Annotated in this window: 13 protein-coding genes; 11 read left to right on the plus strand and 2 right to left on the minus strand. The window is 72.0% G+C overall.

The genetic code is table 11. From position 1 onward, the window contains the following. Positions 1–39 precede the first annotated feature (39 nt). From ACGFX4_RS15220 to ACGFX4_RS15250, 7 genes are all read left to right on the plus strand, one after another. Positions 40–1872, plus strand: a complete 1833-nt coding sequence (locus tag ACGFX4_RS15220; protein WP_393073465.1) for an SCO2524 family protein — start codon at positions 40–42, stop codon at positions 1870–1872. A 3-nt stretch (positions 1873–1875) separates the two neighbouring features. Continuing rightward, positions 1876–2796: an SCO2523 family variant P-loop protein gene (locus ACGFX4_RS15225; protein ID WP_393073468.1), complete on the plus strand. Its 921-nt coding sequence runs from the start codon at positions 1876–1878 to the stop codon at positions 2794–2796. Positions 2797–2855: 59 nt separating this feature from the next. Further along, complete coding sequence (locus tag ACGFX4_RS15230) at positions 2856–3812, plus strand: SCO2522 family protein (RefSeq protein ID WP_393073471.1); 957 nt, start codon at positions 2856–2858, stop codon at positions 3810–3812. Beyond that, positions 3809–4774, plus strand: coding sequence for an SCO2521 family protein (locus tag ACGFX4_RS15235; RefSeq protein WP_393073474.1), 966 nt, complete (start codon positions 3809–3811; stop codon positions 4772–4774). Before ACGFX4_RS15230 ends, ACGFX4_RS15235 begins: the two co-directional genes overlap by 4 nt. A 52-nt stretch (positions 4775–4826) precedes the next feature. Next, entirely contained in the window at positions 4827–5747 is a 921-nt protein-coding gene (locus tag ACGFX4_RS15240; RefSeq protein WP_345698606.1) for a DUF6879 family protein, read from the plus strand. Between the two features lie 56 nt (positions 5748–5803). Continuing rightward, positions 5804–7087: a geranylgeranyl reductase family protein gene (locus ACGFX4_RS15245; RefSeq protein WP_393073477.1), complete on the plus strand. Its 1284-nt coding sequence runs from the start codon at positions 5804–5806 to the stop codon at positions 7085–7087. Positions 7088–7158: 71 nt separating this feature from the next. Further along, complete coding sequence (locus ACGFX4_RS15250; protein WP_393073480.1) at positions 7159–8385, plus strand: MFS transporter; 1227 nt, start codon at positions 7159–7161, stop codon at positions 8383–8385. 45 nt (positions 8386–8430) lie between these two features. On the opposite strand, the gene ACGFX4_RS15255 is transcribed toward ACGFX4_RS15250, so the two are convergent. Both ACGFX4_RS15255 and ACGFX4_RS15260 read right to left on the minus strand, forming a co-directional pair. Next, positions 8431–8940, minus strand: coding sequence for a GNAT family N-acetyltransferase (locus tag ACGFX4_RS15255; RefSeq protein ID WP_393073483.1), 510 nt, complete (start codon positions 8938–8940; stop codon positions 8431–8433). Positions 8941–8947: 7 nt separating this feature from the next. Further along, positions 8948–9676, minus strand: a complete 729-nt coding sequence (locus ACGFX4_RS15260; protein ID WP_393073485.1) for a DUF2278 family protein — start codon at positions 9674–9676, stop codon at positions 8948–8950. A gap of 476 nt (positions 9677–10152) precedes the next feature. On the opposite strand from ACGFX4_RS15260, the gene ACGFX4_RS15265 reads away from it, so the two are divergent. From ACGFX4_RS15265 to ACGFX4_RS15280, 4 genes are read left to right on the plus strand one after another with little or no spacing between them, the layout of a single operon-like run. Then, entirely contained in the window at positions 10153–10512 is a 360-nt protein-coding gene (locus ACGFX4_RS15265; protein ID WP_014137597.1) for an NADH-quinone oxidoreductase subunit A, read from the plus strand. Positions 10513–10572: 60 nt separating this feature from the next. Beyond that, positions 10573–11127, plus strand: coding sequence for a NuoB/complex I 20 kDa subunit family protein (locus ACGFX4_RS15270; protein WP_393073488.1), 555 nt, complete (start codon positions 10573–10575; stop codon positions 11125–11127). Next, positions 11124–11828 carry an NADH-quinone oxidoreductase subunit C gene (locus ACGFX4_RS15275; RefSeq protein WP_345698612.1) on the plus strand — a complete coding sequence of 235 codons (705 nt, stop codon included), beginning with the start codon at positions 11124–11126 and terminating at the stop codon, positions 11826–11828. Before ACGFX4_RS15270 ends, ACGFX4_RS15275 begins: the two co-directional genes overlap by 4 nt. After that, positions 11828–13153: an NADH-quinone oxidoreductase subunit D gene (locus ACGFX4_RS15280; RefSeq protein WP_393073492.1), complete on the plus strand. Its 1326-nt coding sequence runs from the start codon at positions 11828–11830 to the stop codon at positions 13151–13153. Before ACGFX4_RS15275 ends, ACGFX4_RS15280 begins: the two co-directional genes overlap by 1 nt. Positions 13154–13160: the final 7 nt, after the last annotated feature.

Genomic DNA, 13160 nt, shown 5'->3' on the forward strand with positions numbered 1-13160 from the left:
GACGGACGACCGGGCACCACCGACGGATCGGGGTGAGAGTTGCGGATCCAGCCACGCCAGCAGCTGCTGGAGATCTGGCAGGCCCTCGGGCGGCAGAGCTTCAGCGACAAGGCCTGGGAACTCGGCTCCGGGGGGGATCCGAGCAGCGTCAGCGACGCGGAGCAGCTGCTCTGCGTGCTCTACCCGGCCACCGAGCTGCCCTCGCTGCGCCTGGACGTGCCCGACGAGACCGCGCAGGACGTGCTCGGCTCGCTGCGCGGCCTCGGCGACAGCGTGGAGATCCCGCGCCGGATGCTGGACGCCATCACCGAGTTCATGGCCAAGCACGGCGGCGAGGACGCGCCCAGCTTCGCGGCCGGCCACTACCTGGCCGCCTTCGACGAGGACGACGTCCCCACCCCCGAGCAGTACCGGCTCGGCGTGGTGGACTCCTACTCGCTGTCGATCACCCTCTCGCTGGCCACCCTGGGCTTCCTCAAGATCTTCCGCCGCACGGTCCGCCGGGCCGACCTGCGGGAGATGGCCGACAAGCTGGAGGAGGCGACCAACCTGCGGCTGTCCGCCGCGATGGCCGCCCTGCTGCGCTGCTTCACGGTGTCGGTCTTCGACCCGGACTCCGACCGCGGCCGCACCCTGTGCTCGATGGTCAACCAGACCGGCGCCCCCAACCGCGTGGTGGTGCAGCAGCTCCAGCGCCGCCTGCAGCCGCTGCGCGCCACCATCCGCGACTACTTCACCCTCGGCCTGACCACCACCGGCGACCTGGACAACGACAACCTGCTCTTCGAGTGCGGCTGGTCCTGGGGCATCGTGAAGGGCAACCCGCCGGTCGTCACCAGCGAGGAGGTCGGCGTCCAGCCCGAGGGCGTGGCCGAGGCCGCCCCGTACCTGTACTTCACCGTGGTCGCGCTCGACGGCATCGCCGACCTGTTCTCCGACCGGACGCTGACCCTCGGGCTGCTCAACGAGGGCCAGCAGCGGATGGCCCAGGCGCTGCAGCTGCGCTGGGAACTGACCCAGCAGTACTGGTCGGCGCTGGCCCGCTTCGACGACGAGTCCTGGCCGCTGGAGGACATCCCCTGGCGGACCACCGACCAGCGGGAGTCCGCGTACTTCTCGCTGCTGGTCGCCTCCATCCTGGTGCAGGACCTGGTCCGCCGGCGCGCCACCGACGACGACCTGACCCGCACCGTCGCGGTCATGGAGGAGCTGGCCGTCCGCTCCCGCACCACCCGCCGGATGGGCCGCGACGACGGCGCGCTGCGGCTGCACGACCCCGGCGTGGTGCTCACCCTGAACGGCTCCGAGGAGCTCGGCCCGCTGCTGCGCTGGGCGGTCTCCGACTTCTCCGCCCAGCTGCTCAAGCGCAGCCTCCAACTGGGCGGCCTGTCCCGGAACATCGGCGCCCACGACCGGCTGATCCGGCTCGCCGAACGCGTCATGGACCACCTGTGGCAGCGCCGGATCGGCGACGGCTCCGGCGCGCTGCTCTGGGACGACCTGAGCGCCGCCTTCCCCGACTCCGAGCCGCGCCCGCCGCGGCTGTCCTGGAGCATGACCGAGCGCGTGGTCGAGTGCCTGGTGGTGGCCGCCGGGGTGATCGGGCAGACCCCGATCCGCAGCCCCCGGCTGATCGAGGTCGCCACCGACCTGCTCAGCGAGGCCGACCACCTGCTCGACAAGGAGATGATGCAGCTCAGCTCCGGCGGCTTCCGCTCGGTCCAGGACACCCTGCACGAGGCCGAGGTGCAGCTGCAGCGGGCCCGCAGGATCCTGCGCGACCGCCCCGGAACGGCCTGCGCGCTCGCCCTGGAGGTGCTCGCCAAACTGGACGGCCTGGCCGCCGCCCGGGCGGCCGGCGGGAGGTCCTGACCCGTGCTGATCTTCGCCACCTCGGACAAGGGCGGCACCGGTCGGTCCGTCACCAGCGCCAACATCGCCTACCGCCGGGCCCTGCTCGGCGACGACGTCTGCTACCTCGACTTCGACTTCGGCTCGCCGACCAGTGCCGCGGTCTTCGACGTGCCGACCGCGCTGCGCGGCGTCGACCAGGCCGGCCTGCACTCCTACCTGCGCGGCAACGTCGCCGAACCCAAGCGGGTCAACGTCTGGGCCGAGTCCGACAGCCTCAGCCTGCGCAACCGCCCGCCCGGCAGCGGCCAGCTGGTCCTGGTGCCCGGCGACCGCGGCGGCGGCGAGTTCGTCACCGGCAGCGACGCGGTCCGCCGCTGCACCGAGCTGTTCCTGCGGCTGGAGGAGGAGTTCGACATCATCCTGGTCGACCTCAGCGCCGGCCGCTCGTACGCCGCCGAGATGGTGCTGGAGGCCACCTCGCGGCCCGAGCTGGCCGAGGTGGTCAGCCGCTGGCTGGTCTTCCACCGGTGGACCCGGCAGCACATCATCGCCGCCTCCGGGCTGGTCTACGGCGACCGCGGCATCATGGCGGCCGGCACCGCCCGCGGCCACGACGAGGAGGAGCTGCGCGACCGGGTGCGCTTCGTCCGGGCCGCCGTGCCCGACCCGGCCTCGCCGATGTTCACCCTGCTGCGGCCCGCCCAGGCCGCCTGGCTGCGGGCCTGCCACGAGGACCTGACCCGGCTCGCCTCCCAGCACCGGCTCGGCCAGACCCTGGTGCTCGGCACCGTCCCGCTCGACCCGGTCCTGCAGTGGCAGGAGCAGCTGATCACCGACGACGACGTGCTGGCCAGCCGGGTCGCCAACACCGAGACCGCCGAGGCCTTCGCCGCGCTGGCCGCCGCGCTCACCCACGACCGGGCCTGGGAGACCCCGCTCTGACCGCCGCCCAGGTCACTCGTCGCCCGGCCCGTGTCGAACGCCAGGAGTGAGCAAGCACAGTGGACACCACCTTCCGCGAGGTCTCGGCCGACCCGCGCACCGCCTCGGTGCCGCTCTCCCACCTGTCCCTGGAGATCGGCCACCTGTACATGGACGACTTCATGGCCGGCCCGGAGCGGCTGCGCGAGCAGTTCGCCCAGGTCAAGCCGTGGGTCGACGCCGCGCGCGCGGCCTGCCCGGTGCCCGCCGGGCGGCGGCCGCGGATCTCCACCTGCTTCCTGATCGACGACTACTTCACCCGTTTCTCCACCCCCGCCGAGGTCGTCCCGCAGATCGTCGCCGAGGCCGAGGCCTGCGGCCTGACCGTCGACTACCTGGCCCGCGAGTCCGCCTGCGCCGAGGCCGACGGCCGCCAGCCCGCCCGGCTGGTCGAGGCCCGGCTGGTGGAGTCCCCGCCGCCCGGCACCAACGGCTCCCGGCCGCCCGCCACCGCCACCGGCTGGCTCTCCAACGGCGAGCGCACCCCCGCCGACGACCTGGACGAGGCGATGGGCGCCGCCGGCGGCGGCTGGCGACCGCCCCGGGAGACCGAGGCCGGCCGCCACTCGGTCTTCCTCGACGTCGAACTCTGGGACGCCCGGCACGGCGGGCGCACCTGGTCCTGCCCCTACCTGGCCGCCGTCTGGCAGCTGCTGAGGCTCGGCCTGCTGCGCGACCGCGGCCAGGAGGTGTTTCCGCCGGCGCCCCGGCCGGACGCCTTCCCGGACAGCTGGGACGCCCTGCCGCCGCTGGTCCGGCTCAACCCGGCCGCCGACCCCTTCGCCGCGTACCGGACCTTCTCCGTGCTCGCCCGGCGCTTCCTGCCGATCGAGCACGCCGTCACCGTGCTGCTCGAACAGTGGGCGCCCGAGGAGCCGGTGCTGAGCGCGCTCGCCGAGCGGGCCCGGCAGGAGGGCGTCCCGCTGCCCGACGCGCTCACCGGGCGGATCGGCTACCTCTTCCACGGGCAGTCATGAGGCCCGACCGGCCGGGCGAGGGCCCGGCGCTGCTGCTCGGCGAGGTCCGCACCGGCCTGCTCCAGCACTCCGTGGAACTGCCCGGCGCCGCCACCGAGAAGATGCTCGGCCTGCGCCACGGCGGACGGGTCCGCTCCTCGCAGCGGCCCAACGTCCGCGCCCAGTCGCCCGACCTGCTGACCGGCGTCGACTGCCCGCTCGCCACCACCTCGCACCGGGCCGTCCGCGGCGTCGGCACCGTGCTCTCCCACGCCGTGCTCACCGAGGGCCGGGTGCTGCAGGCCTCGGCCCTCGCCCGGATCGCGGCCGGCGGCGACCGGCGCCGGCCCTGGGGCCACTACCTGGCCCACCCCGGCACCGTCGAGGTGATCGGCCGGGGCGAGGCGGCGGAGCTCGCCGCCGGCCACCTCGCCGCGGCGGAGCCCGGCACCGGACTCGACCTCGGCGGGCTCACCGAACGGCTGCTCACCGAGGTGCAGCGGGAGGCCGGGCTGGACCGCCGCGCCCCGTTCCGCTCCCGCCGCACCCGGCTGCGCTGGACCGCCGTCCGCGCCGACCTGGCCGGCGAGGAGCCCGGCGGCCGGCTCACCGTCGAGGACGACACCCGGCGCACCCTGCGGCTCACCCTGGAGAGCGTCGACCCGGTGGAGGTCGCCGCCTTCTGCGAGGACCTCGCACTGCACGACTGGCTGCTGTCCACCCTGGGCAGACTGATCGAGCGCAGCGGCCTCGGCTCCGACCCGGGGCCCGGCCCGGTGCAGCGGCTGCGCCCGGCCGTGAACCACCTGATGCACCTGTGGATGCCCGGCGCCCGGGTCGCCCGGCCGCTGGCGCCGCTCTGGGAGGGCCTGGAAACCCGTCCCGGCTTCACCCGGCAGTGGACGGCCTCCGTCCAACGGGTCCGCGACCACCTGGCGCTGCAGGCCGTCGGCCTGACCGCGCCGACCGTACGGGGGGACTGACCGGCCGGGCGACCGACCGGGGCCTCACACCACTCACGAGCTCGGGGGAGCTGTGGACATACGCCTCACTCCGGCCCTGCGCCGGATGCTCACCAGCGCCTTCACCGGCGCGCTCACCTTCGTGATCAGCCAGCTGGTCGCCCAGGACGTCAGCACCAGCGTCATGCTGACCACGGTGCTCGGCGCGACCGTGCTGATCGCCGACTTCCTGGTCTCCTTCGAACGCCGGCTCGCCGCGTACGAGGGCGCGCTCAGCTCGCACACCCGCGAGGTGGAGTCACTGGTCGACCGCGGCTTCGCCCGGATCAACAAGGCCACCGCACTGTACGCCCGGCTGGAGGAGTCCAAGCTGGACATCGCGGTGATCGACCGGCTGGTGCGCAGCGCCGCCCACCTCGGCGGGCAGCCGGAGATCGTGCACGCCTTCGTCCAGCGGGTGGTGGACCGGGTGGTCGCCCTGATGGAGGGCCTGCAGGCCGGCGTGGCCGGCTACGACGGCGAGGACCGGGACTGGATCCTCACCCTGGCCGACTCCACCGCGGTCTCCATCGACGCCACCAGCACCGCGGTCGACGCCGGCTTCTGGAACTCCGAACTCGGCCTGCGCTACCTGGCCGCGCAGCGCGAGGCGATCGCCCGCGGGGTGAAGGTCCGCCGGGTGTTCATCCTGGACGACCCCAGCCCCGAGGACCTGGAGGAGGCCCGCCAGGTCGGCCGGGCGCAGGCCGCGCTCAACGTCGCCGTGCGGATCGTCGCCACCCGCGACCTGCCGCACGCCGCCCGGCTCGGCCCGATGATGGACTTCATCGTCTTCGACCAGGCGGTCAGCTACGAGGTGACGCCCGGTCTGCCCGTCGAGTCGCTCGGACCCGCGATGATCGCCGGCATCCAGGTGGTGGCCAGCCCCGACCGGGTGTCCCGGCGGATGCAGCGGTTCAACGACCTCTGGAACGCCTCCGAGCCCATCGAATAGCCCACCCCGTAGACTGCGACCGCCCCTTACCAGCCGTGATCGGGAGAACAACCGCCATGACCCAGAGCGCCGTCGAGAGCACCGCCGATGTGATCGTGGTCGGCGCCGGTCCGGCCGGTGCGACCACCGCCTACTACCTCGCCCAGGCGGGGCTCGACGTCCTCCTGCTGGAGAAGACCGAGTTCCCCCGGGAGAAGGTCTGCGGCGACGGCCTCACCCCGCGTGCCACCAAGCAGCTGATCGACATGGGCATCGACGTCTCGGTGGAGAACGGCTGGCTGCACAACAAGGGCCTGCGGATCATCGGCGGCGGCGTCCGGCTGGAACTCGACTGGCCCGAGCTGGCCGAGTTCCCCAGCTACGGCCTGGTCCGCAAGCGCGCCGACTTCGACGAGATGCTGGCCCGACAGGCCGTCAAGGCCGGCGCCCGCCTGGTCGAGCAGTGCAACGTGACCGGCCCGGTGCTGGACGACCGCACCGGCCGGATCACCGGCGTCACCGCCAAGCTCGGCGAGGACAAGCGCGAAGTCTCCTACTCCGCCCCGCTGGTGGTCGCCGCCGACGGCAACTCCACCCGGCTCTCGCTCGCCATGGGCCTGCACCGGATCGAGTCCCGCCCGATGGGCGTCGCCTACCGCACCTACTTCACCTCGCCGCGCAGCGAGGACCAGTACCTGGAGTCCTGGCTGGAGCTGTGGGACACCCGCGGCGGCGAGAAGAAGCTCCTGCCCGGCTACGGCTGGATCTTCCCGATGGGCGACGGCACCTCCAACGTCGGCCTCGGCATCCTCAACTCCTCGCCCGCCTTCGGCGACCTCAACTGGCGCGAGGTGCTCAAGAGCTGGTGCGCCTCGATGCCCGAGGAGTGGGGCTACACCCCCGAGAACATGACCGACCCGATCCGCGGCGCCGCGCTGCCGATGGCCTTCAACCGCAAGCCGCACTACACCCGCGGCCTGCTGCTGGTCGGCGACGCCGGCGGCATGGTCAACCCGTTCAACGGCGAGGGCATCGCGTACGCCATGGAGTCCGGCAAGATCGCCGCCGGCGTCATCGTCCAGGCCCTGGCCCGGATCACCGACACCGGCCGGGAGAAGGCGCTCGCCAACTACCCGCAGGTGCTCAAGGAGACCTACGGCGGCTACTACACGCTCGGCCGGGCCTTCGTGAAGCTGATCGGCAACGACAAGGTGATGCGGGCCGCCGCCGAACGCGGCCTCACCCACCCGCTGCTGATGAAGTTCACCCTCAAGCTGCTCGCCAACCTGACCGACCCGCAGGGCGGCGACGCGATGGACCGCGTCATCAACGGCCTCACCAAGATCGCCCCGCGCGCCTGAGCCCGCCCCGGGGCCGGGCGGCCCGCGAAATCCGCTACCGTCCGGCTCCCGGGAACTGACAGCATTCGGCAGTGAATTCGAATCGCAGCCACGCCTTCCTGGTGGCGGGCCACGTCGTCGTCCGGCTCGCCGGGTCATGCCTCGTCTCCGTCCTGGCCTACTGGGGCATGGCCGGATTCTTCGACCGGCACACCCCGGGGGCGATGGCCTGGGGAAGCCTGTCGACGACGGTCGTCGCCGTACCGGTCGCCCTGCTCGCCGGCGTGTTCGCCGACCGATGGGACCAGCGACGCACCATGATCGGCGCCGCCGTGGTGGGCGCGGTGACAGCGGGTCTCGCGGCGGTGCTGGCCGAGCTGCTCGGGCCGTACCAGACGCTCGTGCCGGTCCTGCTGACCGTGCTGGGCATGGGCGCCACGCAGGTCTTCGGCCCGGCCCGGTTCGCCGCGATCAACCGGGTGGTCGACGCCGAGCGGCGCGAGCACGCCGCGGTCGTCAGCGCGGCGGTCTCGCTGCTCGTTCCCGTCCTCCTCGGCGGGGTGCTGGCCGGGCTCCTGTGGTCGGCCCTGGGTATCGGGGGCGCGCTGGTGGTCGACGCCGGCCTCTACGTGGCCGGTGCCGTCCTGCTCCGCGGGGTGCGGCTGCGGCCGGCGGATCCGCTCGGGCCGGGCCGCGGCCTCCTTCCCGAACTCGATGCGGGCCTGCGCGCGGCGCTCGGCAGCACGGCGGCCCGGTCGGTGCTGCTCGCCCTGCTGGCGGTGCTGGTCGGCGGATCGCTGCTCACCGGCCTGGGCACCGTGTTCGTGCTGGCCGGGCTGCACGCCGGCTCGGCGGAAGCCGGATGGCTGTCGGCGGCCTACTGCGCCGGCCTGCTGCTGGGCACGCTGGTACTGCTCCTGGCCCGGCCGGACCGCACCCGGGTGCTGCGGTCCGGCGTGCTGGCGGCCGGTGGCGGCCTGCTGTTGTACGGCTGGCTCACGTCGGTGTGGGTCGCGCTTCCGGTGGTGTTCCTGATCGGCGCAGCAACGGCCGCGGTCACCTGCGCGGCTGCCCCGCTGCTGCTCGCGGCGGTGCCCGCCGACCGGCTCGGCCGGGTGGTCGGGGTGGTCGACGCGATGGGCCAACTTCCTGCCGTGGCAACCTTCGTGGTCATCTGGTGGGCCGCCGCGGGGGTCGACGTGATCGGAGCGGACCGGATCGTCGGCGTGTTCGGTGTCGCGGGCCTGCTGGCGCTCGCCGCCGGGGGCTTCCTCTGGTGGAGCCGTCGGGCCGACCGGAGCCCGGTGCAGGCCGGGTGACGGCTCGGCCCGCGCTCGACGGCCGGTCGTCCGGCGCTTCCGCGCTCAACGGTCGGGCGTGGGTCGCTTCCCGCGCCTGAGCTCCCAGCGGGCCTCGCCGTCGAGCATGCGGTCGGTGGGGAGCAGTCCGGCCGCGCGGGCGACGGCGGCGGAGGCGGTGTGGTCGGGGTGGACGTGGGCCACCACGGTGGGCTCGGGCAGCGCCGCGACCAGGGCGCGGGCGGCCTCGGCGGCGTAGCCGCGGCCCTGCCAGGCCGTGCCGACCACCCAGGCGACCTCCGCCTCCGCGGCCCGCACGGTGGCCTGGACGTAGCCGCACAGCCGACCGTCCGCCCGCAGGACCCAGTTGAACCACGCCTCCGCCGGGTCCGGCGAGCCGGCGGTCTGCCGCTCGTACCGGGCCCGCAGCTGTTCGACGGTGGGCGGCTCGCCGCCGGTGAAGGCGTACAGCGCCGGGTCGGCGAGCACCGCGGCCATCTCCTCGGCGTGCTCGACCCGCAGCGGGAGCAGGTCGAGCCGGGCGGTGGACGGTATTTCCACGGTGCTTCGGGTCATCCCGTCATCATCGCGGGTTGCCGTTGGAGTCCGTGTCCAGGGTCTGGGTGTTGAACTTGATCTGCCAGACCACCACGCTGCCGTCGGGGTTCTCGCAGACCACCGCGCCGTCCTGCCAGATGCCGTTGCCGGCGTAGTGGTCGCCGGGCGGGTCGCCCTGGTTCTGGTGGACGTCGTGCACCCCCAGACCGGTGTCGAAGGCCTGGCCGAAGACGTAGAGCCGGCTCGCCGCGTGCAGGTGCGGCTCCAGCACGTCCAGGGCGTTGTCGCCGTCGCTGGACACCCAGGGGAAGAGGCGGAAGGCCGAGTACCGGCCGAGCCGCCCGGCCAGCAGGTCGGCGAGGTTCGGCCGGAACACCGGGTCGCCCGGCGCGGGGCGGCGCCAGAGCAGGCCGAGCCGGCGCAGCAGCTCCTTCAGCCGGTCCAGCCAACTCGGGTCGCGCAGCATCGGGCTGCGCACGTAGTCCAGGGCGCCGGAGGTCGGGTTCGAGGCGAGGAAGTGGAACCCGTCGGCGAAGGCCCGGACCGTCGCGATGTCGATCGTCCGTAAGTCGTCCACCACCCGGTAGGAGACCCCGACGCTGCTCGGCGCGTCCACGTCGAGCGCGGCCTGGTAGGTGCCCTGCGGCGTGCTCAGGGCGAGGTGGCCGTGGTACCAGTGCCCGAAGTCGTGACTCGGGTCCCGGCTGAACGACTGGAAGGTACCGATGGCCACGCCGTAGCGGGGGAGAGGCATGTCTCAAGTCTGAGCGCCTCCCGGAGGCCCAGCATGCCGAGCCCTCTCGTGAGCTTGTGAACGAAGGGTCAAGCGGCTGACATCCGGGGTCCACCTGGCGGGTGAGACCCCTTATCACGTCAACCTGATCATGAAGAAATTTGCCCCGGTCGCCCTGTGATTGATATGTGCGCGGGCCTCTGACCAGTCGCTTCACACTTGAATGCGACAGATTGTGTCCGTTCGCCTGCTTTGCGTTGACCGATTGGGACTTGGTGCGCTTTGCGACCGTCTGTCGGGTGGCGCAGATCACAAAGATCGTCGGGAACTGCGTGTCGCAGATCACAAGCCGACGGGCATAGGATGCGCTCGATCCGGGCTTTGTGAACTGCCTCACATGGGGGTGGATCTCACGAAGTGGATCACGGGATCACCCCACGGTGACCCGTCGGTTCCGATCTGCAGTCAAGGACGACTGGACGGAGGGAGCGGGGGCTATGAATGCCTACGCGCCGATCCTCGTACTCGGTGCCATCGCGGCGGCGTTCGCGGTCGGCTCCGTCGTGATGGCCTCGCTCACCGGCCCGAAGCGTTACAACCGGGCCAAGTTGGAGGCGTACGAGTGCGGCATCGAGCCGACCCCGCAGCCCGTGGGCGGCGGTCGGTTCCCGATCAAGTACTACCTGACGGCGATGCTCTTCATCGTCTTCGACATCGAGATCGTCTTCCTCTACCCGTGGGCGGTCAGCTTCGACGCCCTGGGGATCTTCGGGCTGGTGGAGATGCTCCTGTTCATCGCCACCGTGTTCGTCGCGTACGCCTATGTCTGGCGTCGCGGCGGTCTGGAGTGGGACTGAATCCTGACCTTGTGAACGGGCGGACAAGCCACCGGACTTGAGGGTATTGAGAGGGAACGGATGGGAATCGAGGAGAAGCTGCCGAGCGGCTTTCTGCTCACCAGCGTGGAGGCTGCCGCAGGGTGGGTGCGGAAGGCGTCGCTCTTCCCCGCCACCTTCGGCCTGGCCTGCTGCGCGATCGAGATGATGACCACCGGCGCGGGCCGCTACGACCTGGCCCGCTTCGGCATGGAGGTGTTCCGCGGTTCGCCGCGGCAGGCCGACCTGATGATCGTGGCGGGCCGGGTGAGCCAGAAGATGGCGCCGGTGCTGCGACAGGTCTACGACCAGATGGCCAATCCGAAGTGGGTCATCTCGATGGGCGTGTGCGCGTCCTCCGGCGGCATGTTCAACAACTACGCGATCGTCCAGGGCGTCGACCACATCGTCCCCGTGGACATCTACCTGCCGGGCTGCCCGCCCCGCCCGGAGATGCTGATGGACGCCATCATCAAGCTGCACGAGAAGATCCAGAGCGAGAAGCTCGGCGTGAACAAGCGCCGGGCCGAGGAGCTCGCCGAGGAGCTCGCGCTGCAGGCCACCCCGACCAGCGAGATGCGGGGGCTGCTGCGATGAGCGAGGAGCCCCAGGTCCCCGCGACCCGGAAAGAGATCCCGATCGAGGTGGTCGGGAAGCGCCAGGGCATGTTCGGCGCGCAGGGCACCGGCGACACCTCCGGCTTCGGCGGCCTGCAGGCCCCGATCGCCCTGCCCGGCGCCTCCTCCCGCCCCTACGGCGGCTGGTTCGACGAGGTGGCCGACGAGCTGGAGGGCGCGCTCGAGGAGCAGGGCCTCGACGTCTCCGACGTGATCGAGAAGACCGTCGTCGACCGGGACGAGCTGACCTTCCACATCGCCCGCGAGCACCTGCTGCGGACCGCCCGCACGCTGCGCGACGACCCGGCGCTCCGCTTCGAACTGTGCCTCGGTGTGAGCGGCGTGCACTACCCGCACGACAAGGGCCGCGAGCTGCACGCCGTCTACCACCTGCGCTCGATCACCCACGGCCGGCTGATCCGGCTGGAGGTCACCGCGCCCGACGCGGACCCGACGGTCCCGTCGGTGGTGTCGGTCTACCCGACCAACGACTGGCACGAGCGGGAGACCTACGACTTCTTCGGGCTGGTCTTCGAGGGCCACCCCGCGCTGACCCGGATCATGATGCCGGACGACTGGCTGGGCCACCCGCAGCGCAAGGACTACCCGCTCGGCGGCATCCCCGTCGAGTACAAGGGCGCCCAGATCCCGGCTCCCGACCAGCGGAGGTCGTACACCTGATGAGCGTTCACCACGAAGCAGGCTCGCGGGAGACCACCGAAGGGCGGGTCTTCACCGTCACCGGTGGCGACTGGGGCGAGGTCGCCGAGGCGGTGGCCCGCGCGGACGACGAGCGGATCATCGTCAACATGGGCCCGCAGCACCCGTCCACCCACGGCGTGCTGCGGCTGATCCTGGAGATCGACGGCGAGACGGTGACCGAGGCCCGCTGCGGCATCGGCTACCTGCACACCGGCATCGAGAAGAACATGGAGTACCGGACCTGGGTCCAGGGCACCACGTTCGTGACGCGGATGGACTACCTGACGCCGCTCTACAACGAGACGGCGTACTGCCTGGCGGTCGAGAAGCTGCTCGGCATCACCGACGACGTCCCCGAGCGGGCCTCGGTGATCCGGGTGCTGATGATGGAGCTCAACCGGATCTCCTCGCACCTGGTGGCGCTGGCCACCGGCGGCATGGAGATCGGCTCCACCACGCTGATGATCTACGGCTTCCGCGACCGCGAAGTCATCCTGGACATCTTCGAACTGGTCACCGGCCTGCGGATGAACCACGCGTACGTCCGCCCCGGCGGACTCGCCCAGGACCTGCCGCCCGGCGCCGTCGACCAGATGCGCGAGGGCATCAAGCTGCTCCGCTCCCGGATGCACGAGTACGACAAGCTGGCCACCGACAACCCGGTGTTCAAGGCCCGCCTGGTCGACGTCGGCCACCTGGACCTGCCCGGCTGCCTGGCGCTCGGCGCCACCGGCCCGATCCTGCGCTCCACCGGCCTGCCGCACGACCTGCGCAAGACCGACCCGTACTGCGGGTACGAGAACTACGACTTCGAGGTCGCGGTCGCCGACACCTGCGACTCCTACGGGCGGTTCCTGATCCGCCTGGAGGAGATGAAGCAGTCGCTGCGGATCGCCGAGCAGTGCCTGGACCGGCTGAAGCCCGGCCCGGTCATGGTCGCCGACAAGAAGATCGCCTGGCCGGCCCAACTGGCCATCGGACCGGACGGGATGGGCAACTCGCTCGACCACATCCGGAAGATCATGGGCACCTCGATGGAGGCCCTGATCCACCACTTCAAGCTGGTCACCGAGGGCTTCCGGGTCCCGGTCGGCCAGGCGTACGCGGCGGTCGAGTCGCCCAAGGGCGAGCTCGGGGTGCACGTGGTCAGCGACGGCGGCACGCGGCCCTACCGCGTCCACTTCCGCGACCCCTCGTTCACCAACCTGCAGACGATGGCGGCGATGTGCGAGGGCGGCCAGGTCGCCGACGTCATCGTCGCGGTGGCCGGGATCGACCCGGTGATGGGAGGCGTGGACCGGTGAGCAACGT

The sequence above is a fragment of the Kitasatospora sp. NPDC048365 genome, from assembly GCF_043200835.1.
Classification (GTDB): Bacteria; Actinomycetota; Actinomycetes; order Streptomycetales; family Streptomycetaceae; genus Kitasatospora; species Kitasatospora terrestris.